Here is a 22,014-nt window from a genome sequence, read left to right as displayed (position 1 = left end):
TTGTAGCAGTACCGGATTGGTGTCCGGCCGGTACGATGCGCGGGCTGGGCAACGTCCACGCGATGGGGGAGGGGCAATGCGGATCAAGGACCCGGAGTACCCGGCAGCGGTCGAAGCGGCCGTGGAGATCCTGCGGAAGCGGGCCCGGCAGGGACAGACCATCACGTATGGGGAGCTGAGCGCCGAGTTGGCGGCACAGGGCTTCGACTCCATCCCGCCTCACCGCGGAGTTATGGCCTACCTCCTCAAGGCTGTCTGCCTCCACCACAACGAGGACGGACGAGCACCGATGCTCTCGGCGATCGTGGTAAACAAGGCCAGTCGGGAGCCGTCCGACCAGTTCTCTGCCCTTGCCCGGAGCCTGCCTTTCTCCCGGCCGGCGAACTGGAACTGGCAGGACGAGCAGAAGCAGGTGTTCGCTCAGCACCGCGAGGATTGACGTCGACCCTCGACACCGTGGCTACTCGACCGCGGGGCACCAGTGTTGACCGTGGCTGACCCCTGCGTCTGGCACAGTTGTGGCACGAACCTCAGCCGACGACAGTCGGCCACGATGGTGGGTGTGCCCACCGACCAGGCGCGCGTATGCCTCGCTGTCCTCCCGCCTGGGAACGGTTCGACCAACTTCGAGGATCTTCATTCAGCCGTCTAGCCTCGCTCGTTTATGAGTCCTCGTCGCTTTGCTGACGGGGACTCTGCGTTTGTGTGGTGCGGTCTTTTCGGGCCGGGGCAGGCCGAGGGCCCGGTTCTCGCGTCGGGTGGGCGCCGGGTTCCACTTCACCGGTGTGGTGGTGCGGGTTGTCGGGACGGTCGATGTGGCTGGTCAGCCGGGGTTCGGCAGAGTGTGGAGCCTCACGATCGCGTGGCTGATGACAGCGGTCCAGGGCCATCGGGCGGGCAGGCGGAGCCAGCAGCGACGGCCGGTGTTCACGAGCTGTGCGGCGGCGGAGAACAGCCGAAGCCGGAGCTTCTTGACCTCCCAGCGGCGGGCCTCGCCGGTCAGCGCGAGCATCGGCATCCAGGCGAGGAGGTCGAGTGCGAGCGAGACGATCTCCAGCCAGATCCGGTTCTGCGCGGTGTCGTGCAGCGGCAGGTTGCGCAGGCCGGTGGCGCGGGCGCCTCGGATGCGGTCCTCGCAGCGGGCCCGCCTGCGGTGACGCAGTTCGAGGTCGGCGAGCTGACCGCCTTTGGTGTTGGTCGCGAAGCAGGTGAGCCGGTTGCCGTCGAGGTCGGTGAAGCGCAACTGGGCGCCGGGGTGCGGGCGTTCCTTGCGGACGATCAGCCGCATGCCCGTGGGCCAGGTGCTCAGGTCGGGCATGTCGGTGATCTCTGCGACCCAGGCGCCGGGCCGTTCGGTGCCGCCCGCGTCGTAGGCCGGCGTCCACGCCTTCTTCGGGATCTTCGGTACGGCCTGGTGGATGGCGTCGGTGATGGTCATTCCGACGGAATACGACAGCCATCGCCCGCGCCGGGAGAGCCAGTCGAGGAAGGCGTGGGTGCCGCCGCCGGAGTCGGTGCGGATCAGCGTCTGCCGTCCCCGCCACAGATGTTTGGGCAGCTGGGCCAGGGCGAGTTGGGCGGTCTCGATGTGGTCGGCGGCGGTGTTGGAGCCCGCGTTGCCGGGCCGCAGCAGCGCGGCCACCGGCTCCCCGGACCCGGCTGGGCCGTGGTCGACGAACGCGACGAGCGGGTGATGGCCGAAGGTCTTCTTCCAGGTCGGGGTGGCGTCTTGTTTCTCGGAGTGCGCGAGGACCAGTACGCCGTCGATATCCACGATCACCTGGCCGCCGGCGGCCGGGCTGCTTGCCCCGGCCAACTCCCAGACCCTCTGGCGCACTTCGGAACGTGCGCCACGGATCGCCGCAAGAGCTTTCGGCCGGACGCGGCGAGCGCGTCGACGAGGCGGGAGACGGTCGGGTCGGAGGCCACCGGGCCGAACACAGCCGGCTCGGCCCGCAGCATGCCGACGTCGGCCAGACAGTCGCCGCCGAGTGCCACGGCCAGGGCCACATCCAGCAGGACCTTGCCCGGATCGTGCACGGCCCGCGGCTTGCGCCACGGCGCCAGTGCCGCCGATATCGCGGTATCCAGACCGGACTTGCGAACCGTCTCGACCAGCAGCACCGAGCCAGCCTGGGCAACCACCCGGCGACCGCCACTCCCGACACGGACACGAGGGTAGGACCCGCTACTCTTCTTCACCTGGGAAGTGCCTCTTTCGCTACCACGTACAGGACCCTCAGCAAGTCCTATCGTTGCAGCTCAGAGGCACTTTCTGCTTTCTCGATCACCACCACTGACGCACCGCGGCGGCGACACCGACGACGTCGACACGGTTCAGTCAGCGCCCTCGGCGGGTTCCCCGCGGGCGGGCACGGGAGTGACGAGGACCTTTTCCACTCGTCCGCGCGTGAAGTGGATGAACGTCGCGAGGCCCGCGTCCGGCGTGTTCGCGTACACCCACGCCTCGGACCGGCTCCGGCGGCGCCAGACCCGCAGGTCCAGGTAGGACCTGGTCGTGTACCGGCCCAGGAACTGCCGGTCGTCGACGGAGTTCGTGGGGCTCCCCAGCAGGCGTCTGACCTGCCTGCGCGTCATGCCCGGTTCCACCATGGTCATGGGCGCAAGGTAGGCGGAGCCTGCCGGGACCCGTCCCCGGAGGGGCCGGTCAGCCCCGCCGTCAGCCCCAACGGTCGGTCCCGCCGTCAGCCCTCGCCGGCAGCCCCCGCAGTCACTCACCCGCCGTCGGTTCCCGGCGCCGCAGCACGACCAGGGTCGCCCCGCCGATCAGGACCAGGCCGATGGCGATGCCCGTGATCAGCGGCGTGACGCCGGAGCCGCCAGTCTCGGCGAGGTCGGTGTCCGAGGCCGTGCCGCCCACCGCGGCCGGGCTCGGCTCGCTCAGGGTCTGCGTGGTCGTGCCCGTTCCGCTGCCCTGGATCTGGCAGTCCAGCATGCCGGTGAAGCGCTTCTGGAAGCTCCCGGGGCCGTGGATGGTGAAGTCGTACGCCTGGTCCTCCTGGAGCGGGACCGTCACCGTGCGGGTCTCGCCGGCGGCGATGGTGTGCTCCAGACCGGCGAGCTCGAAGGTGAACGGCTCGTCGCCCTTGTTGGAGGCGATGACGTCGACACCGCCCTCGGCGCAGTTCTTCGCCGCCGTCAGGGCAGGGACAGGGCCCTGCTTCCGCCAGGTCGCCTCGGCCGTCGCCGACACCGTCGACTCGCTGGACCCAGCCAGGATCTGCGTCTGGCTCCGGCTCTCGGAGGCGAAGGCGCGGCCGACCGGCACGGTGGTGGAGGCCTGGACGGTCAGCTCGGCCGTGCCGGCCGCCGCTTCCTCGGGCACCTCGAAGAACACCTGCCCGCCGTCGGGCGTGGAGGTGACGGCCTTGCCCTGCCGGTCGACGATCCGGACCCCGCTCGTGGCGGCGTCCGCGGGCGGGGTGACCGTCGCGCTGCCGGCGTTGGTGCGCACCGTCACCGGACCGAGCCGCTCACCCGGGCGGCCGGAGACCGCGGACGGTTCGAGTGTGAGCGAGGCGCGGGGCTCGGCGAGGTTCCGGGCGCTCCTCTCCAGGTAGTCCGCGAGCTGCTCGGCCTGCGGGTCGAGCGCGTCGACGGCCACGTCGTCCGAGTAGCGCCAGATCGCCACCTGCGTACCGGACGCCGCGTCCTGCTCGGTCAGCGCGCCGCGGACGCCCGCCTTGTGGGCGAGCGCCGCGAGGTCGTTCACCTGCGGGTAGGAGTTCTGCAGGATCCAACGGATCTTGCCGGCGTCCTTGTTGGTGCCCAGGGACGTGCCGCTCCAGGACGTCTCGTGGTACTTGGCGTCCCGCTGGGTGGGGTTGTGGAGGTCGACGCAGTACGTCTGCAGCATGCCGCCGCCCTCGACGGACATCTCGAACAGGCCCGCCGACACGTGCTGGTCGCCGGTGCCACCGTGTATCACCGCGGTCCCGAAGGTCTTGAGCCCGGCTATCGTCGCGGTCGCTCCGCCCTGGCTCTGCGTCGTCTCGTCGGCGGCCGACGCCTGGCCGGCACCGGCCAGACCGCCGGCGGTGACGAGCCCGGACATCACCGTCGCGGCGGCGAGGCGGGCTGCCCCTCGCCGACGTACGAACAGCTCAGAGAACGAAGCAAACACCAAATTCCCCTTCGAGCAGGACCCGTTGACGTGGGGGGACGGTCCCACCAGCAGAATCAGAGGTCTCATGGGCCCCAAAAGCCCCGAGAGCCATGTCCGGCATCCTAGGGACGCGGTGAGCCATGCTCGCCGGTGAGACGGTCGGACGAGTGATCCGACTCGGAATCGTTATCGCCAAGACCCCTTGTGAGCAGGGCTTATCGGCAGATCACGTCTGGCGTACAGTGCGCACTCGCCGATAAGCCACAGTTCGGACGGCCGGTGGGTGGTGATTGACGTCACGTCAACGCCGGTGTCTCTACCGGGTGTTGAGGCGGCACGTCGGTGGCCGACCCGGAATCCTCGGGCGGGGTCTCCCAGTTGGGCTCCGGCTGCGGCGGTGACGTCACCGTCTCCTGCTTGCCTCCGCGCCGGAAGGCAGAGGTGCCCCAGGCGAGATCGTGACCGATGGCGACCGCGTCGATGTCCGCCGAGGTCCAGTTCTGCCCCTCGCGCACGTCGGTGCGCACCTTCAGCCTGCCCTGCACGATCACGGGCTCGCCCACCGTCAGCGACGCCGCCGTGTTCGTGGCGAGCTGGCGGTTGGCCCAGACCGTGAAGAAGTTGGTGTGCCCGTCCGTCCAGGTGCTCTTCTCGCGGTCCCAGTAGCGCGCGGTGACCGCGAGCCGGAACCGCGCCGACGGGCCGGACGCCACCTCCCGGTACACCGGCTGCGTCGCCACACGGCCGACCGCGCAGACCATCGTCTCGTTCATCGCGAACCCCTCCCTCGCCCGGAATCCGAACCGGGCCGACACGCGTACGGGCCCGTCCCGTACGGCTGTGTCCGCCAGACTGCCGCCGCCGGGCCGGGCCCGCTGAGCGCTGTGGACCACCGCCTGCCTGTGGACAACACCGCCACCCGAACGGGTGAGCCGAGCGCCACCCTTACCCCCGCACCCCTTACGCCCTACACCCCCTGCGCCCCTCCGGCCCCCTGCGCCCCTCCGGTCCCTCAGGCTGCCCCCTCTGGTCCCTCTGTTCCCCCGGTCCCTCAAGTCCCTTCAGCCCCTCAGACCCCCTTGAGCGTGAGCCCCTTGAGCCCCTTGAGTCAGGCCCCCACCACCCTCCCGTACTGCTCCCGCACCTCCCGATACCGCAACAGCTCCGCGGCCACCGGATCCAGCACCCGCGCCCTCCCGCACCCGGCCGCCGCCTCCCGCAGCCGGCGTTCCGCCTCCAGTCCGTAGCGCCGGGCCGGGCCCCGGGCCGCCATCCGGCAGCTCCACTCGATGAGCGGACCGCCGACGATGCCGATCACCATCAGCAGCACCGGCACCCCCAGGTTCGGCGCCATGACCCCGACGATCTGGCCCAGCAGCCACAGCCCGCCCAGGAACTGCAGGATCGTCATGGAGGCCTGCGAGAGCACGGCCACCGGCCACCACCCGGGCCGGGGCGGACGTCCGGTCGGCACGCCCGCGCGCACGGACAGTTCGTCCAGCGCCTCGGGCAGCCCCTGCGAGCCGCGCACGGCCGCCTCGCGCACCGCCTGTGCCCACGGCGCGGGCAGCCCGGCCGAGGCCCGGTCGGCCACCGTCCGCACCGCCTGCTCGACCCGCTGCCGGGCGGTGGCCTCCTCGTCGGCCTGCGTGCGCGAGGGCAGCCGCCCCGTGGTGGCCTCACCGCGGTCCTGGTACCAGCGCCACAGCCGCAGCCAGGGCGTGCCGCAGGCACGGTTGGCGTTGCGCAGCCAGGCGCGTTCGGCCGCCTCGCCCGCCGCCGTGGCGCCCACCGCGTCCGCGAGCCGGTCCGCGAACTCCTCCCGGGCCTGCTCGCTGAGGCCGGTCCGCCGCTGCGTGGCGTACACGGGCCACAGCCGCGCCGCCGCGATGTCCACGTCGGCCGAGATACGGCGGGCCGGTGCCCCGCGCTCCGCGACGAACTGGCCGAGCGCCTCACGCAGTTCCCCGACGCCGTCCCCGGTGAGCGCGGACAGCGCGAGCACGGTCGTCCCCGGTTCGCCGTACTCCCCGAGGGCGATGCCGTCCTCGTCGAGGAGCCGCCGCAGGTCGTCGAGGACCTGCTCGGCGGCCTCACCCGGCAGCCGGTCGATCTGGTTGAGGACGACGAACATGACCTCCGCGTGGGCGGCCATGGGCCGCAGATAGCGCTCGTGGAGGACGGCGTCGGCGTACTTCTCCGGGTCGACGACCCAGATGACGGCGTCGACGAGCCCCAGGATGCGGTCGACGTGCTCGCGGTGCTGCACGGCGGCCGAGTCGTGGTCGGGCAGGTCGATCAGGACGAGCCCGCGCAGCTGGGACTCCGCGTCCCCGGTCGGCAGCGGACGGCGGCGCAGCCGGGGCGGGATGCCGAGCCGTTCGATGAGACTCGCCGCCCCGTCGCTCCAACTGCACGCGATGGGCGCCGCGGTGGTGGGGCGGCGCACTCCGGTCTCCGAGATGGTCACCCCGGCGAGCGCGTTGAACAGCTGCGACTTGCCGCTGCCGGTGGCACCCGCGATGGCGACGACGGTGTGCTGCCCGGAGAGCCTGCGCCGCGCGGACGCCTCGTCGAGCACCCGGCCGGCGCCCGCTAGCGTCCGGCTGTCGAGCCGGGTGCGGGAGAGCCCGACGAGTTCGCGCAGCGCCTCCAGCCGGGAGCGCAGCACCCCGTCGTACACCAGCGGGGTCACCGCCGTCGGGGCGGCGGACCGGCTGTCCGCGGCGTGGTACCGCTCTCCGCCGGTGGTCTCGTCGACCCGCCGCGCGATGAGCCCGTCGTCCCAGGCGCCGCCGGAGTCCGTACGGCCGTCCCGCCCACGCGCGTGGGTGCCATGGTCGGCGCGCTCCTGGGAAGGCTGCCCGCCCTCGGGAGCGTCCGGACTCGGGGGGGCCGACGCGGCAGACCCTCCGGCGGCCCGTGGGGCGGCCCCCCCGGCGGACCCTCCAGCGGCCCGGGGGGCGGACCTCCCGTCGGACCCTGCGGCAGCCCCCCCGGCGGACCCCGCTGCTTCCGCCTGGTGCGTATCGCCGTTCGGCTGATCCGCGTCGTCCGGCTGGTCGGCGTGCTCGGTGTGGTCCTGGTCAGTGACGGCGGTCACCGGTCACCTCTCCTTCTGCAGTACGGACAGCGCGGCGATGAGTTCGGCCTGGGGCTCCGGGTGGACGTCGAGCGCGTCGAGCGGGGCGAGCCGGCGCTCGCGTTCGACGTGCAGGACCCGGTCCACGTGCTCGGTGAGCAGCCGTCCGGCCCGGTCGCGCAGCCGCAGCGCCCCGTGGGCGCCGATCCGCTCGGCGAGCCCCTCCCCGGCCATCCGCCCCCGGCGGCCGCCCAGCAGGGAGGTGGCGACCAGGGCGGCGACCAGCTCGGGGTCGGGCGCGAGGGCGCGGTCGAGCTCGCGCACCTCGTCCTCGGCGTACTCCTCGAGCTCGCGCCGCCAGCGCCGTACGGCGAGCCCGATCCGGTGCTCGGCGCTGTCCGCTGCGGAGTCGCGCACCGCGAGTTCCGGAGCGGCCGCCGCCGGTTCACGCCGCCAGGCGTCTTCGACCCGTTCGTCGGCGGCGGTGACGGCGCACAGCAGCAGGGCGCTGAGGCTCTCCACGAGCGCGTCGAGCAGTTCGCCGGCGGTGCAGTCCAGGGGGAAGGCGCGCCACCGCTTCAGGGCGTCCCCGGCGAGCACGGCCCCGGACTGCAACCGGCCCCGCACGCGCCTGTGCTCGCTGTCGTACGCCCCCTCGACGGCGGCGGTGAGCCGTAGGGCGGCGGCGTACTGCGCGGCGGCGGCGCCGGCCAGTGCGGGCATCCGGGACTTGAGGGAGTCGAGGACGCCGTACGCGGTGCGGGCCAGGACCTCCTGCCGGGCTGCCGGGTCCTGGGCCTGGTGGACGAGCCAGGTGCGCAGCTGGGCCACGGCGCTGGCCGGCAGGAGCCCGCCGCCCCAGGCCGACTCGGGCAGTTCGGGGACGGTGAACCGGGGCACGTGCCCGAGGCCGGCCTTGGTGAGCAGGGCCCCGTACTGCCGCGACACCTCGTTGACCACCTGGTGGGGCACCCGGTCGAGGACGGTGACGAGAGTGACGTCGTACTCCTTGGCGGTGCGCAGCATGTGCCAGGGCACGGCGTCGGCGTAGCGGGCGGCGGTGGTGACCATGACCCAGATGTCGGCGGCGCAGATGAGTTCGGCGGCCAGGACGCGATTGTCGGAGACCAGGGAGTCGATGTCGGGGGCGTCGAGCAGGGCGAGGCCGGGCGGCAGGGTCTCGGCGGTCTCGACGCGCAGTACGCGCGCGGGGTTCTCGCCGGGGAGGAGCAGGTCGTCCATGGCGTCCTGCTGGGGCACCCACACGCGCGTGAGGTCGGGCAGCACCCGCATCCCGCTGAACCAGTGGTGATCCTCCGGATGGCAGACCAGCACGGGCGTCCGTGTCGTCGGCCGCAGCACGCCCGCCTCGCTGACCCGCCGCCCGACGAGGGAGTTCACCAGCGTGGACTTCCCGGCGCCGGTCGAGCCGCCCACGACGGCCAGAAGCGGCGCTTCGGGCTGCCGCAACCGGGGCACCAAGTAGTCGTCGAGCTGCGCGAGCAGTTCGTCGCGGTTGGCACGCGCGCGTGGGGCCCCCGCCAGGGGCAGCGGGAAGCGTGCGGCGGCGACACGGTCGCGCAGGGCGGAGAGTGCGTCGAGCAGCTGAGGCCGTACGTCCAAGGTCACCACATGTGCAGAATGCCCAATTTTAGGGGAATTCTGAAGCATATGAGCATGTCTGCGCGCCGACGGAACACAAGGGGCGGAAGGGACTTCTGGGACACGGGCACCCTCCAGGCATAACGAGTGCACAACACCCGATGCGCCAGACCCCAAAAGCGATGCACGATTCGTACCTGCCTGCGATTATCAGGACCGCTTCACCGAACCTCCACATCGAGCCACGGAGGCGAAGCAACAGGGACAAGGACGCGGGAGCCCTATCCTTGTCCCCGGCAACGTCACGGATCAGCCCACACCAGGGCACCACGACAGAGGCCACCACACCCGGCCCCCGTAGCTCAGTGGATAGAGCAGGCGCCTTCTAAGCGCTTGGCCGCAGGTTCGAGTCCTGCCGGGGGCGCAAGTCTCCGCCCTCCCTCTGGGGAGGGCTTTGTGTCGGCCGGGGCGGACGTAGCCACACGCTGAAGATCGCGGGCCGCTTCCGGCCACCGCAGGGAGAGCCCGGCACCGTCCAACTGTCGCCGGGTTTCCTGCGGGTGGCTCTGGCGGTCGGTCTCGTCGAGGAAGTCGCGGAAGTCCACCGCCCGATGCATCGCCGACAGCTTCCCGATGACCTTGCCGGTGGCGGGGTTCAGGGCGGCGAACAGGCCCACGGTGCCGTGCCGGACCTAGTCGAAACTGCGGGGCTCGGGAGTGCCCGGGACCATCGGCAGTACCGGGGCGGTCCGTTCAAGGGCCTGGATCTGCGGTTTCTCGTCGACCGCGAAGACGGCCGCGTTCGCCGGCGGGGCGAGATACAGCCCGACCACGTCACGGATCTTGTCGATCAGCAGCGGGTCCGGAAAGATCTTGAAGTCCTGCGTGCGCCAGGGCTGCAGCACAAAGGCCCGCCAGATCCACAGCACAAACGCGTGGGCGAGATACCCACCCGCCGGGCCAACTCCCGCTTCGACCAGTGGGTGGCACCTTGGGGCACCTCTTCGAGCGTGCGCACCACCACCTCTTCCACCTGGGCGTCGGTGATGATGCGGGGCGCGCCGGGACGCGGCTCGTCGGACAGGCCATCGAGACGGCGCTGCAGAAATCTGGTCCGCCACCGGCGCGCGGTCCCGCGATCGATGTCCAGCCGCGCGGCCACCGCGGTGTTGCTCAGTCCGTCCGCGCAGGCCAGCACGATCCGTGCCCACCTGGCCAGACCCTGCGCGGTTGTCCGGCGTTTGGCCCACCCCTGCAACACCAGCCGCTCGTCCTCGGATAACACCAGCGGCTGCAGCCTGCTGTCGCCCACACCTCCAGCAGACCGCAGCCGGCAGCCGCCGTCATCACCCACACCGCAATCTGAAACGAACCGCGACTCATGTGGCGAGACGTGAACTCAAGACCAGATCACTAGACGAGTAGTTCCGATATGGCTCAGTGGTCGTAGGCGATCAGTGAGCGGGTGATAGGTGCCCCGATGGCGCGGTTGTGCCAGATCGCGCAGTCAGCGCCAGGATCCGCTGAGCCACGCGGACACCGACGCCTTCCATGGTCCGGCCGCGTGCTGTTCCAGGTCGAGCTGGCCCTTGAGGGTGTCGTTGACCGACTCGATCAGCCGGCGGACCGTCTTGAGCAGGGCTTCTCCCGGCCGTGGAGTGCCGCGGTTGCGGTAGGAGGGCCGCAGCAGGCTGATGCCACGGGCTGCCAGGAAGCGGTCGAGTTCGGCGGCGATGCAGCCCTTGTCGGCCAGGATGAGCAGACCGGGTCGGTCACCGGTCAGGTGCGGTTCAGTGTTGATCAGGCCGGCCAGAACCTGCCGTTCGTCGATCTTGGGGTCGGCCAGGGCCCAGGTGCTCGGCAGGCCGGCCGGGGGTGCACACCAGGTGCAGCTTCAGACCCCAGTAGAAGCGTGGGTGGGAGCGGCAGTAGCCGTAGTTCGCCCATCCCGCCAGGTCGGAGCGCTTGACGGTCTCGCGGGAGCGGGCGCACTCGACCGGCGTGGAGTCCACGATCCACAGCGGGTCCAGCCATAGGTCGGTGTCTGCGGCCAGGGACCGGATGGCCCGTTTGACCAGGCCCAGAGGGGCCCGCAGGCGCTTGTTGTAGGCGGGCCGCTGGGGCAGGTAGGGGAACAGGCCATGCAGGTGGGCGTGGGCGAATCGCAGCCAGCGGGCCTCGCAGTGGAAGCCCAGCATGGCTTGGGCCACGGCCAGGGTGACCAGTTCAGCGTCGGTCAGCCGGGGCAGTCGGCCACGTCGGCGCGAGGTCTTCAAGCGGTCGTCGATGTGCACGTACAGTGCGGTCAAGAGGGTGTCTGACTCGGTCGTCACAACCCGATGGTGGACACCCCCCTGCGTCCGTGAACCCCGCAATCGGAACTACTCGTCTAGGCGTACCGGTAGATCCGGTGGTGGTCCTCCAACTCGTCCGGCGTCACGTCCCACGGCGGCATCCTCTCGTGCCGCGCGACGACCCGGCCGTGCTGGGCGTTGCCCCGGGCGAGCGGCTTGGCGGGGAGATAGCGGGCGCCCTTGTGCCGCCGCTGCCAGCGGGACCAGAGGAGGTCGACGAAGGCGTGGTGCATCCAGAAGATGGGGTCGTTGACGGACGCGCCGCCCACCATGTGACCGCCGACCCAACGGTGGACCCGGTTGTGATTGCGCCACGAAGCGGCGCCCCGCCCCGGCCCCCACCCTTCCAGCTTGTTACGAAACCCCTTGGCCGACGTGGACCCCCAGGGGGTCGTGTCGTAGACGGGGTCATCGAGGGCCCATTGCACATCCCTGCCCGTGGGCAGCGCGATCGGGTCCCGTGGTCGGCCCAGCTCGCGCGTGAGGAACTCCGTATCGGTGATCCCCACCTTGATGGTCCACTCGCCGTTGCGGTAGGCGAAGGGGCCGGTCATGACCTGCCGGTCGGACCGCCGCCCCGTGCCGCCGACCAGGTCCTCGGTCCACGGCAGGCCCGTGGGGGTGCGGTTGCGTGTCCAGTCCCAGTACGGCACGGTCACCGACTCGTCCACGCGACGCAGTGCCTTCTCCAGGTCCATCACGAATTTGCGGTGCCAGGGGAGGAAGGAGGGTGCCATGTGGGCGGTCCGCAGCCCACGCTCGCCGTCGGCGACGTAGTACTGGATGTGCATGCGCACGAACTCGTCGTACTCGCCCCGGCGTTTGAGCTGAAGCAGCGCGTTGACGAACCGGCGCCGCTCGGATCGGGTGAGCTTGCTGACGTCCTTACGCGTGTACACCACAGCAATGACTCCCCTCGGCTCCCTTGCCCCCGCTCGGCGTACGGTTGTTCCCCATGCGGCCGCCCCGGTCGTCCGGTGCGCCCAGCCGTGCCGTGGATCCGAGTTCGTCGACCGCCGCGCGCGCGGCGGCGAGTGGGGTCGGATACGAACAGTAGTGGTCGATCATGCTCATCCAGCTGCCGTCCGCCCGGCGCATCAGATGCAGCGGTCGCCCGTCCACGGTGACGTGCCACGCGCCTGAACCGTCGTCCCCGGACCGCTCATCGCCGTGTCTGACACCGACGATGCGGCGGCCACGATACGTCTCGTCGAACCGCGTCACCTCCGCCCCGACCGGCCTCGACGCCACCAGGAACGGCCCGAACGCCACGCAGGTCAACGACGCGAACAGCCCTCGCAGCACTCGCCGCCGCCCCGTGGCCTCCGTGAGGCCGGCGACGGCTGACGGGCAGCAGTCAGCGGGCTCGGCCTCTTTGTGTTCCGGTAGGTACCGGGGTGGTTTCCTCATGGGCAACGGTCTGTCTCCTCCTCTTCACGGCGGACACCCGGCACACTCAAGGGCCGACCCCGCAGACGGCGAAATCGGCCCAGGAACGGCCACAGGCGTCCGATACGCACGTCCGGCGGAAAGCCCTGGTTGAGAGTCCGAGCGGAAGTCCAAGCCGATAGAGCTCCCGTGAGGCCAGCGGCCTTGGTTTCCATGACGCCCTGGGCGGCAGCGGGCGCTGCGACACCGGCTGCAATCACAGAGCGGAAACGACGGCTGCAGCCTTCAGGGAATTCATCGTGTTCCTTTCCTCTGGAACGCCCATGCCAGCAGAGGGAGGCTCTTCACCGCCTCTAACGAGCCCCAGACGCTGCGGTAACCCGCACACGGAAAGTCCCGACACCCGGCACTGAACGCGGCAAGAGGTGAATCCGTCTCAGAAACATACGTCGTACCGGCCGAGCTGTGCCTGCTTGGCATCAGGGACAGCACCGGTTCTCCGGAAGGCTGATCGAGCGGCAGGCTGGGAAGTGGCAGGCTGGCACCACTCGGTGTGCGGGCGACGGCGTACACAAGCCCTTGTACTTCGCCCGTGACCGTAGGGAGGACGCCGGCGGGGTCATCGCGGACTACGCCGCAAGACCACAGCCGGGTTCTGAAGACAGCCACCCTGTGACCACACCCACGAGTGAGCCATGGCCAGGAAGACTCACGGCAACGCGACAGTGCGTTGACGGTGGCCGAGAACGACCCCCTGGGCGCGCTTGGCGTCGCGGCTCGCGGCCTCCTTGGCCTTGCGCGCGGCCTCGGGTGCCGGACGCGATGCGTCTGGCACCCGAGGTCGGCAACTACTCCGGGGACGCTGCCGAGGGGACTTCTCGTGTACGACGGGCCATGGCTCGGCCTCGTCGGAACAGGACGGTGCCGCTCGTCAACAGCACGGCCGCACCCGAGGCCATGAGCACCTGCTCGCCGCCGCCGGTTTCCGCGAGCGTGGGCGGCTGGGTCGGGGGCTTCGGGGCCGGGCTGGCCGGTCGCGGCGACGTGGGCGGGGACGTCGGCGGCTCCTTGGGCGGTGTGGACGCATCTTCGCCGTACCCGGAGTCGTCCCCGTATCCGTAGCCGGAGTCGTCCCCGTACCCGGAGTCGTCCCCGTACCCGGAGTCATCCCCGTACCCGGAGTCATCCCCGTACCCGGAGTCATCCCCGTACCCGGGGTCATCCCTGCGCCCGGAATCTTCCCGGTAGCTACTGGCATTGCGGTGCTGCTCCGGGTCGGCGCTGGGGGAAGCCCCATTGGACCCGCGTGAGCTCGGGAGGCTGGTCCAGGCGTTCCGGAGGGACGAGTTGCCCTCGGCACCCAGGCTGATGGGGTTGCCGTCGGCGTTCGCGGCGATGTCCGCAGGCACCTCGGCGGTGCGGCCCGACTGGGCAGTGGGCGATACCCCGGAAGTTCCCTCGGAGTGAGAGTCCGCGAACGCCGGGGTGCCGTACAGGGACAGAATGCTCGTCGCGGCGGCGGCCACGACCATTCCCCTGCTCAGGTTCTGTCGCAATCTGTTCGTCTTCCTGCTCGAATAGGTGGGAAAAGCTGACCCTGAAACCGAAGGGGACTGGTCAGGGTCGGCCGGTCCGCAGCAGCTAGGCCGGCATTCCGTCAACTCCAGACGTTGCCAGACCGATCCCTCGGACCGTGCCCCGAGTGGTGAGGTGCTGGTTCGGACTGATCGTCTCGTCAGTTCCTCCCCCTGTTCTTCCGGCTGCGCCGGGGAGCTGCTTCACGCCTGCCGTAGTTTCGTCGCCACTGAATTTTCCGACTGGTCAGATGATGGGATCCGGTGAAGTGCCAGTACCGGCAGCCGGGGCACCGATAAATCCGGTCCGGAATCTTTTGGATCAGAGGCTGCCTGATGAGCCAGGCGCGAGCCTCGCTCTCGAAGCGGAATGACGCCTTCCCCGTTTCCGGACAGCGCGGCAGAATGACTGTGTCACTCATGTCCCCTCCGAAATGCGCTACGTTGTGCGATCGCCTACGGCACGGCTGTTTTCCCGTGACGGGCACCTGGGTAAACGGAAAGCGCCTCTCCCTCGAAGGATGAGGATGGCCTCATCCGCCCGCCAGGGAAAGGCGCTTTCAAGTTAGGCCACGACCCCCGAGGGAATCGAGAAATACCCCTGGGCACCGTAGTGGACTCGACCGATCACCAGCCGGCTCCCGAGGGTTCGGCCGCCTCGTTACGCCAGGCCGATGGTGATGGCGATGTCGTTGGTGTTCGTGTTGTCGTTGTCGTTGTCGTTGGTGTTCGTGTTGGTGTTCTCGTTGAGAATGACAACGGGCTGGTCGACCGCCGGCTCCTTCTTTTCGCAGGCGCTGGCCACCGAGGCGGATCCCGCGAGGAGGCCCGCCGCCACGAGAGTCGACGCAGCGGCCCGCTTCATGCTCTGGCGCATTTGATTCTCCGTTCTGTTTCTTCCCCTCTGGAAGAACGAAACCGATATTGCCCTCGACGTGGAAGGCCACACAACTTGAAATGGTCCAAGCCCTGGAACTTCATCCATATGGCCCCGCATTGCATGTGATATGCTTTATCGACCTCCCAGGTCGCATCCGGTCGGCCATCCCATACAGCAATGACACACGCGAGCCACTGGCCAGGACTTCAGCAGCTGTTCCCTATTACCACGGCCCGTTCTCGGTGAGTTTTATCATCGTTTGTTATCTCGTTCAGGTGATCCCACCTGGCGGCTGCTGGCCGGCATCGACCCGCTGGCCTCGGTTCCCTGCGCGCGGGCCGTACTACCGCCCGCGTGATCGCCTGGTTACAGGTAGGGGATCCCGGCCGGGGCCGCATTCCCGGCGCGTATGCGGGCGGGCGAGAACGGCCCGGGCCCTGGTCCTGGACACCGACGCCAGGCTCGTCACCTCCCACTCCGAGAAGGAGCACGCGGCGCCGACCTGACAAGCACGGCTTCCGCTACCACCTGCCGCTGCGCATCCTGGAGAACACCGGCGAGGCCCTGGCTGGTGCGCTGCGGCCCGGCAACACCGTGGTCGGCACCGCCGTCGACCACATCAGCGTTCTCCGTGCCGCGCTCGCCCGACTGCCTGACGACCATCGCCACGACACCGATATCTTCCTCCGTGCCGACAGCGCTGGATCCGCCAAGAGGTTCCTGGCCCACATCCGCGCCCTTCGCTCACGCGGGATACACGCCTCCTTCTCCATCGGATGTCCCACCGCCGAAGCCGCACGCCGCTCGATACGCCATCGGCCGGTCCTCCTCCCATCACTTCGCCATCAACGCCGCACGGCCGAAGCTGTCTCTCCGCCACCGGCCTACTCATGGCGCCAGGAACTGGCGGACGCTTTGGCATGCACCGCCACCGACAACCGCGCTCCACCGCGAGCGGTCCACCTCGGCTTGGCGTTTAACATCGCCGGTCACTCGTCCTGCTGACCTGCGGTTCTTCCAGGGATAGCGGAGGCGGCCGTTCTCCACGCTTCGAGATGTCGAGTAACGAAGTGCGAGAGAACGGCCGCTGCGTACGAGTCTGCCTGTCGATATGCCCGGAAGTGAGACGTTGGGTCTGTTGTCCCGCTTTCGGGTCGAGTTCTACGAGTGTCTCCACAAGCGGGCGGATGCGCTCTTCGAGCTCACCGACGCGGTGCTGTGTGCGGACGGGCCGGTGAAGACGCTGGTCGAGTTGTCGCTGGCGGCCGAGTACCGGCGCGGGCACGGGGCCCTGTACGCCGCGCTGGACCGGGGCTGGTTGGAGCCGGCGCGGCTGCGCCGCGTGCTCGCCGGCTTGCCGGTGCCCAGGGCGGCCGACGGGCGGATCGTCTCGCGGTGGATGGTTCGCACTGGCTGCGGCCCGACGCGCCGACCAGCGACGAGCGGCTGTTCCGCCACGTCTACGGACGCGGGGACCGCAGCAGTGACCAGTCCGTACCGGGCTGGCCGTACTCCCTCGGCGCCGCCCTGGAAACGGGCCGCACCTCCTGGGTCGCTCTCCTGGACGCGGTCCGCCTGGGCCGGGCGGACGACGCCACCCAGGTCACCGCCCGCCAACTCCGGGACGTGGTGGTCCGGTTGGCCACGGCCGGGCACTGGCAGCCGGGCGATCCCGAGATCCTGATCGTCATGGACTCCGGCTACGACACCGCCTACCTCTCCCACATCCTGGCCGATCTCCCGGTGGTGCTGGCCGGACGTCTGCGCTCGGACCGCGTCATGCTCAGCGACGCCGGCCCCGCCCGCTCCTGGCCTCGTGGCGGACGCCCGCGCCGCCACGGCTGTGTCCTCACCCTCGCCAAGCCCGACACCTGGCACACCCCCGACCTCACCACCTCCAGCGCAACCACCCGCTACGGCACCGCCGAGGCGACCTCCTGGGACCGAACGCACCCCAGACTCACCCACCGCGGCCCCTGGCTGGAGCACGCCAACGAGGAACTGCCCACCCTCCACGGCACGTTGATCCGGCTGAAGGTCGAGCACCTGCCGGGCGACCGCGACCCGAAACCCGTCTGGCTGTGGTCCTCGGCAGACAAGTGCCACACCCACGGACATCGACCACTGGTGGCAGTCGTTCCTGCGCCGCTTCGACCTGGAGCACACCTTGCGGCTGATGAAGCAGACCCTCGGCTGGACAGCACCGAAGATCCGCCAACGGCCCGTCCGGCAGCGGCACCGAAACCGTCCCGGCCAGGAAGGGAAGAGGCGCCGCAGGTGGGCCAGGGCATGCCGGAGCCACCGGGCCGAGGTGAACCCGAGCATGGTCTGTGTCATCGCGAGGGTGACGGCTCGGCGTCGGTGAGCTGGGGCGCGATCCCCGCGGACGGAGGCGGCGAGTCGGGCAAGTCGGGTGCCGCCGACGAACCACCGCAGTATCAGGGCCCTTGCTCGGCGGTGGACTGCTGTGCCTGTCAGGACTCTCCGCGTGGTAGCCACGACCAACGTGCGCGATCACCCGGATGTCACGTCCGGGTGGCCCCGCGATGTGCGACGCCTGAAGATCGGCTGGACAGGGCGCTCAGCCCCTTCATCTCGCAGAAGGAGAATGACATGGAAATCATCGCCAGCCTCGCAACGGCCGTCAACGCCGGCCTCGCTGTCGGCCTCAATGCCGTCCTGGGCCTCGGTTTCGGCGTCGGGCTCTAGCCGCTGCCGAAGACAACGTCGTCGGTGGCCGCCGCAGTGCTGTGCGGCGGCCACCGACGAAGCAGTGGCGTCAGCTGATTGGTCCGGCCGACGCTCACGGTGAGAGCTGCCCGTCATCACCGATCAAGGGCACCGGAAGCCTCCATGGACGGGCTCCGAGCGGGAGCAGAAGACTGGTGGGGCCCACACCGGCAATGCACCACAGAGAAAGGTGGGAGTCTCGATGACCGCATACGACCACGCGCTTGTACCGGCCACCGAGGCCCAGCTGTTCGCCCGCATCAATACCGGCCGGCGTGCGAACCGGCGGTCGCCCGCAATCGAGCGGGACTGGGCGAAGGCCCCGGAGCACTCCCTGCAGAGCTATGAGTTCACCCCCCGCTGCACACCGTGGTCCGTTCACGGAAAGGTCCTTTCTCACGGTTGCGCCCATGGCAGTGGTGTACGAATTTGAACGGTTGCAGCGGCGCGCGCCCCGGCTGCCCTCGACGTAATGATGCGGGAGTCAGCGGGCTGGGCGGCGGCGCGAGTGTGTCTGTGCTGTCCGTGCGACTGTCACGGAACACCGCGCTGCGTCTGCTGCTGCGCCCGCGACCGCAGGTACACGGGGTCCTGAGAGTGGACGACTTCGCGTCGGAAGCGTCAGTCAGATGTACGACAGAGCCGGCTTTCCCCTCCTGCACCACCGCATCCTCGGATGAGGACACGCTCAGCACCCACCGGATCTGGCCCGGATCCGTTCGCTGGACTTCGTCCCTCGATCACGGACACGACGCGGGTGCACCGCCAGTTCAGGCAGTGGCCACCGAGACACACCGGACCATGGCACACATGGTGCGGCGGAAGTCGACTGAACAGGACAGGGACGAGGGCCGATACGCATCCTGCGGAACGCGGCCGGGCCCCTCCGCTCGTCGGCGTCCCGGCCGCCAACCCGGCCAGCGAAGCGCCGGTGATCAGCGATCCCGAAGCAGCCTGGGGGCGTTGCCGTCAGTTCAGTGGCAGTGGCCACCAGGCTGCCGCCACCGACATCGCACCGGCTCTTCACGGCAGCTCCCGCGGCGTCACTCGGCCAGCTTCGCCTCGACATCCGTAGCCGTGGACCCACACACGTGGAGTACGACCCGGTACGGCTGACAGTACTCGGCGCATGCTCCCCTGGACCGCTATCCGGTCCGCATGGCAGAGGCGATCCGTTCCACCGCCTCGTCGATCTGGACCAGGCACCGATGTACTTGTTCTGCAGGAGCACCGAGAGGGTCCATCACCTCAATGTCACCGGCGCGCGCCGACATGACACCGCGGCGAGCGGCCGCGCCCTTGACCAGAGCCGGAAACCGTGCGGTGGGATCTACCACGCCTGCGGCGTCCTCTGAGCGCACCAGCTGAGCGAATTCCCGGGCGGTGAACGCACGGGACAACGCGCGTACAGGGGACAGCCGCACAGCGGCCTCACGATGCTCCGTGGCAGCGCCCAGCACCAGGTCCGCGTTCTCGACCATCTCTTTGGTCAGGCGGCGGGAACCCGTCCCGCAGGGCTGTGCGCCACGGCCGAGGAGGAAGGAGGCAACAGCAGCCGCCATGGGCGTGCCCTCAACGGCACCGGTTCCCGCGCTGCTCAAGTGGAGCACACGCCGATGCTCGAACAGCCGATGCCTGAGCAGGCACTCGGCAAGCGGAGACCGATAGACGTTGCCAGTGCACACCACGAGTACGCGGAACGGGGGCACACACACTCCAGGGGGTCACAGGGCGGAACTTCAAAGCCTTTCGTCCGCAGCAGCGGTTGGTGCCCTGGGCATCGGAGAACTCAACACCATCGCGACGAAGCCGCCCAGCGAACCGCTGTCGAGAACATCGACGCAGGATAACCAATCGGAATGTGCGCGTGGGCAGCGTCACCCCTCGTGTCGGGTCAGGGGGCTTCTGATGGATCTCTGCGGCGTCGCGACGCACGGCACGCCGAGAGCACGCACCGAACGCCGCTCCTTCTTCCACGGAGACCCATCAGATGCCCCCTGAAAGATCGAGGTCAGCGTCTCCACTGGTCTATGCGTGAATTCGGTGGTCAGGAGACCGACAGCGATCCGGCGATCGCCCTACGCCATACAGTGCCTTATCTCCCGGACATGCTCAACAAGCACTATTCGGCGCTGCCCATGGACGTACCGTCCTCAGGTGGCCTTCACGCTCACAGCAGCCTCCGCGGTTCTGCCCGTGATCGCAGTTGTATGCGCATCCTGCTCACCTCCAGCCGTATTCGTCCGAGGCTCCGACCTGATCTCACCGCACCGCCGACGGAGACGGCACCGTGAAAGGGGTCGTCAGCGCGAAGAATTCACTGGAAAAGGATGGTGACGTCCGCCCCATGGCTGAAGAATCACGGATCACTGATTCATTCCTGCGCTGGCGACGGCGCCTCAGGCTCCCCGGAAGTACAGGGCGGTCCGTACTCGCCGCATCGACGCGCCGCTTCCCGAGGCTCCGGATCCGGCGAATCCTGTGGGCCGCCGCCCTCCTGTGCCTCGCCGGGGTGGCTTGGATTGTGGGTACCAGCCTGCTTGTTCGGGCGGAGCTCATGGCTGCCCAGCGGTCGCTGGAGACGCTTCGGTCTTCAGCCATGGGTGTCGCGGGGCACACGGTTCCGGTCGCGGGGACCGCGGGCCCGGAGGCAGGGACCCCAGACCCGGAAGCCGCGATGCGCTCCGCGGCGGCGCACGCGGCCCGGGCGCATCGCATCACCAGCGGACCGGCCTGGTATCTCCTCACGCACACCCCGTACTTCGGTCGGCCCGCAGAAACCATCCGCGGCATCACGAAGGCCACCGACCGGTTGACTCACGATGTACTTCCGCCGGTCGTGAACATCGCTTCCGACGTCGCGCGTGGCTCCCGGGGCGGAGGCTTCGCAGCCCTGCTCCCCGCCTTGGGCGGCCAGGCTCCGGCTCTGGAGCGGGCGGCGAGTATCGCCACAGAGACGCGCGCGGAGGTCCGGCAACTGCCCGGCAGCCCCTGGCCCCACGCGGTCGGTCACGCGCACACGCGACTCGTCCGGCTGCTCGACCGGATCGTGCCCGCCACGGCGGATGCCGCAGTGGCCGCGCGGGTGCTGCCACCGGTGCTGGGACAGCACAACCCGCGGCGGTACTTCGTCGTGGTGCAGAACACAGCGGAAGCTCGTGGCACCGGCGGCATGCCAGGGGCCTTCGCCGTGATCACCGCCGACCGGGGACAACTGGGCTTCGAGGCCCTCGGCAACGACGACGCGGTGACGGGCTCGAACCCCGAGGTCGATCTGGGAGCCGAGTTCACCGCCCGCTACGGCCGGGCCCAGCCCACCCGGTACTGGGCCAACTCCAACCTCAGCCCGCACTTCCCGCACGCCGCCCGTATCTGGTCGGCAACCTGGCACCAGCGCAGCGGCCGGCAGGTGGACGGGGTCGTAGGCCTGGACCCCACCGTTCTGTCCCGACTGCTCCGCGTGACAGGTCCGCGACGGCTGGCCGACGGCACGCAGCTCACCGCCGACAATGTGCTGGACCTCGCGGAGCGCACCGGTTACGCGCGCTACCCCGACGACGCGCAGCGCAAGGCGTTCCTCCTGGATGTGGCGCGCACGGCGAGCGGCAGCCTGGTGAATGCCCTCCAGGACCCGCGGCGGCTCGCCGGGCTGGTCAGGGCCGTTTATGGCGACGCCGCCGAGGGTCGGCTGAAGATGTGGAGTGCCCGGGAGAACGAGCAGCGTCTTCTGGCCACCCGTCCCTGGGGCGGCACCTTTCCCGAGGATCCCGGTCCCTTCGCCGGACTCGTCGTCAACAACGCCGCCGGCGGGAAGCTCGACTACTACCTCGAGCGCGAGCTGAGCTGGAACCCGGGCCCCTGTACCTCTCGTGGCCGGCTCGTCAGCGCACGGATCACGCTCAGGAACATGGCTCCGACGTCGGGACTTCCCGCGTATGTCACCCAGCGGGGTGACAAGCCGTCGTACAGGACCCGGCCGGGCGACAACCGGCTGCTGCTCTCCTATTACGCCAGCGTCGGCGCACACCTCACCGGCGCGTCCCTCGACGGCCGGCCCGCCATGCTGCAAAGTGGCGTGGAGCGGCGGCACCCGGTCTACACGCTGGATGTGGAACTGCCCGCGCAAGGCACCCGGACCCTCACGCTCGACCTGGTCGAGCCGATCAGCGACCGCGAACCCGTACTGTGGCGCCAGCCGCTGGTCACACCGCTGCGGGCGCATGTGGGGCCCTACCCGGCGTGCGGCGACTGACGGCGGCACACCAGCGGGCCAGGGA

The 22,014-nt window shown here is 69.7% G+C and carries 14 protein-coding genes, 1 tRNA gene and 5 pseudogenes; 5 read left to right on the top strand and 15 right to left on the bottom strand.

Annotated elements, in window-relative coordinates:
• Positions 1 to 76: 76 nt before the first annotated feature.
• Positions 77 to 439, top strand: coding sequence for a hypothetical protein (locus ACSUPV_RS26535; RefSeq protein ID WP_359789966.1), 363 nt, complete (start codon positions 77 to 79; stop codon positions 437 to 439).
• Positions 440 to 823: 384 nt separating this feature from the next.
• On the opposite strand, the pseudogene ACSUPV_RS26530 reads toward ACSUPV_RS26535, so the two are convergent.
• The 6 genes and pseudogenes from ACSUPV_RS26530 to ACSUPV_RS26505 all read right to left on the bottom strand — a co-directional run bounded on the left by ACSUPV_RS26530 (position 824) and on the right by ACSUPV_RS26505 (position 8,840).
• Positions 824 to 2,202, bottom strand: a pseudogene (locus tag ACSUPV_RS26530) (IS1380 family transposase).
• A 135-nt stretch (positions 2,203 to 2,337) separates the two neighbouring features.
• A complete protein-coding gene (gene bamE, locus ACSUPV_RS26525) occupies positions 2,338 to 2,619 on the bottom strand; it encodes an outer membrane protein assembly factor BamE domain-containing protein (protein WP_359789963.1) in 282 nt (93 codons plus the stop codon).
• Between the two features lie 112 nt (positions 2,620 to 2,731).
• Positions 2,732 to 4,144 (bottom strand): Cys-Gln thioester bond-forming surface protein, encoded by a 1,413-nt coding sequence (locus ACSUPV_RS26520; RefSeq protein WP_436948696.1) that lies wholly within the window; start codon positions 4,142 to 4,144, stop codon positions 2,732 to 2,734.
• Positions 4,145 to 4,422: 278 nt separating this feature from the next.
• A complete protein-coding gene (locus tag ACSUPV_RS26515) occupies positions 4,423 to 4,899 on the bottom strand; it encodes a single-stranded DNA-binding protein (RefSeq protein WP_037765927.1) in 477 nt (158 codons plus the stop codon).
• Positions 4,900 to 5,234: 335 nt separating this feature from the next.
• Positions 5,235 to 7,229 (bottom strand): GTP-binding protein, encoded by a 1,995-nt coding sequence (locus ACSUPV_RS26510; protein WP_436948695.1) that lies wholly within the window; start codon positions 7,227 to 7,229, stop codon positions 5,235 to 5,237.
• A gap of 3 nt (positions 7,230 to 7,232) precedes the next feature.
• Positions 7,233 to 8,840, bottom strand: a complete 1,608-nt coding sequence (locus tag ACSUPV_RS26505; protein ID WP_382609331.1) for a dynamin family protein — start codon at positions 8,838 to 8,840, stop codon at positions 7,233 to 7,235.
• Between the two features lie 321 nt (positions 8,841 to 9,161).
• Between ACSUPV_RS26505 and ACSUPV_RS26500 the strand changes: the two genes are divergently transcribed.
• Positions 9,162 to 9,234: transfer RNA gene (locus tag ACSUPV_RS26500), tRNA-Arg, on the top strand.
• A 268-nt stretch (positions 9,235 to 9,502) separates the two neighbouring features.
• Here the strand turns inward: ACSUPV_RS26500 and ACSUPV_RS26495 are convergent.
• The 7 genes and pseudogenes from ACSUPV_RS26495 to ACSUPV_RS26465 form a co-directional block, all read right to left on the bottom strand.
• Positions 9,503 to 9,715: a hypothetical protein gene (locus ACSUPV_RS26495; protein WP_436950002.1), complete on the bottom strand. Its 213-nt coding sequence runs from the start codon at positions 9,713 to 9,715 to the stop codon at positions 9,503 to 9,505.
• Entirely contained in the window at positions 9,661 to 9,972 is a 312-nt protein-coding gene (locus ACSUPV_RS26490; protein ID WP_436949945.1) for a helix-turn-helix domain-containing protein, read from the bottom strand. The genes ACSUPV_RS26495 and ACSUPV_RS26490 overlap by 55 nt, the downstream gene beginning before the upstream one ends.
• A gap of 275 nt (positions 9,973 to 10,247) precedes the next feature.
• Positions 10,248 to 11,143 (bottom strand): annotated as a pseudogene (locus ACSUPV_RS26485) (IS982 family transposase).
• Between the two features lie 56 nt (positions 11,144 to 11,199).
• Positions 11,200 to 12,066: a tyrosinase family protein gene (locus tag ACSUPV_RS26480; RefSeq protein WP_359789957.1), complete on the bottom strand. Its 867-nt coding sequence runs from the start codon at positions 12,064 to 12,066 to the stop codon at positions 11,200 to 11,202.
• Positions 12,050 to 12,469: a tyrosinase cofactor gene (locus tag ACSUPV_RS26475; RefSeq protein ID WP_031120434.1), complete on the bottom strand. Its 420-nt coding sequence runs from the start codon at positions 12,467 to 12,469 to the stop codon at positions 12,050 to 12,052. Before ACSUPV_RS26475 ends, ACSUPV_RS26480 begins: the two co-directional genes overlap by 17 nt.
• A gap of 932 nt (positions 12,470 to 13,401) precedes the next feature.
• Positions 13,402 to 14,085, bottom strand: a complete 684-nt coding sequence (locus ACSUPV_RS26470) for a chaplin family protein (protein ID WP_436949944.1) — start codon at positions 14,083 to 14,085, stop codon at positions 13,402 to 13,404.
• A 703-nt stretch (positions 14,086 to 14,788) separates the two neighbouring features.
• Positions 14,789 to 15,004 carry a hypothetical protein gene (locus ACSUPV_RS26465; protein WP_031120436.1) on the bottom strand — a complete coding sequence of 72 codons (216 nt, stop codon included), beginning with the start codon at positions 15,002 to 15,004 and terminating at the stop codon, positions 14,789 to 14,791.
• 1,114 nt (positions 15,005 to 16,118) lie between these two features.
• On the opposite strand from ACSUPV_RS26465, the pseudogene ACSUPV_RS26460 reads away from it, so the two are divergent.
• Both ACSUPV_RS26460 and ACSUPV_RS26455 read left to right on the top strand, forming a co-directional pair.
• A pseudogene (locus tag ACSUPV_RS26460) lies at positions 16,119 to 16,415 on the top strand (transposase); the annotation flags it as partial.
• Positions 16,403 to 16,906, top strand: a pseudogene (locus ACSUPV_RS26455) (transposase); the annotation flags it as partial. The pseudogenes ACSUPV_RS26460 and ACSUPV_RS26455, both read left to right, overlap by 13 nt.
• A gap of 351 nt (positions 16,907 to 17,257) precedes the next feature.
• On the opposite strand, the pseudogene ACSUPV_RS26450 reads toward ACSUPV_RS26455, so the two are convergent.
• Both ACSUPV_RS26450 and ACSUPV_RS26445 read right to left on the bottom strand, forming a co-directional pair.
• Positions 17,258 to 17,397: pseudogene (locus ACSUPV_RS26450) on the bottom strand (IS982 family transposase); the annotation flags it as partial.
• 1,485 nt (positions 17,398 to 18,882) lie between these two features.
• Positions 18,883 to 19,422, bottom strand: coding sequence for a low molecular weight phosphatase family protein (locus ACSUPV_RS26445; protein ID WP_359789983.1), 540 nt, complete (start codon positions 19,420 to 19,422; stop codon positions 18,883 to 18,885).
• 992 nt (positions 19,423 to 20,414) lie between these two features.
• Between ACSUPV_RS26445 and ACSUPV_RS26440 the strand changes: the two genes are divergently transcribed.
• Complete coding sequence (locus ACSUPV_RS26440; RefSeq protein WP_436948694.1) at positions 20,415 to 21,989, top strand: DUF4012 domain-containing protein; 1,575 nt, start codon at positions 20,415 to 20,417, stop codon at positions 21,987 to 21,989.
• Positions 21,990 to 22,014 lie beyond the last annotated feature (25 nt).

Origin of the sequence: Streptomyces sp. SudanB52_2052 (genome assembly GCF_964272415.1) — a bacterium.
Classification (GTDB): domain Bacteria; phylum Actinomycetota; class Actinomycetes; order Streptomycetales; family Streptomycetaceae; genus Streptomyces; species Streptomyces olindensis.
This window is presented reverse-complemented; position numbering and strand designations above follow the sequence as displayed.

Excerpts from the sequence above, each read along its gene's own strand:
- ACSUPV_RS26515 (WP_037765927.1), bottom strand. The coding sequence starts at position 4,899 with ATGAACGAGACGATGGTCTGCGCGGTCGGCCGTGTGGCGACGCAGCCG.
- ACSUPV_RS26465 (WP_031120436.1), bottom strand. The coding sequence starts at position 15,004 with ATGCGCCAGAGCATGAAGCGGGCCGCTGCGTCGACTCTCGTGGCGGCG.
- ACSUPV_RS26535 (WP_359789966.1), top strand. The coding sequence starts at position 77 with ATGCGGATCAAGGACCCGGAGTACCCGGCAGCGGTCGAAGCGGCCGTG.
- ACSUPV_RS26440 (WP_436948694.1), top strand. The coding sequence starts at position 20,415 with ATGCGCTCCGCGGCGGCGCACGCGGCCCGGGCGCATCGCATCACCAGC.
- ACSUPV_RS26470 (WP_436949944.1), bottom strand. The coding sequence starts at position 14,085 with ATGGTCGTGGCCGCCGCCGCGACGAGCATTCTGTCCCTGTACGGCACC.
- bamE (WP_359789963.1), bottom strand. The coding sequence starts at position 2,619 with ATGACCATGGTGGAACCGGGCATGACGCGCAGGCAGGTCAGACGCCTG.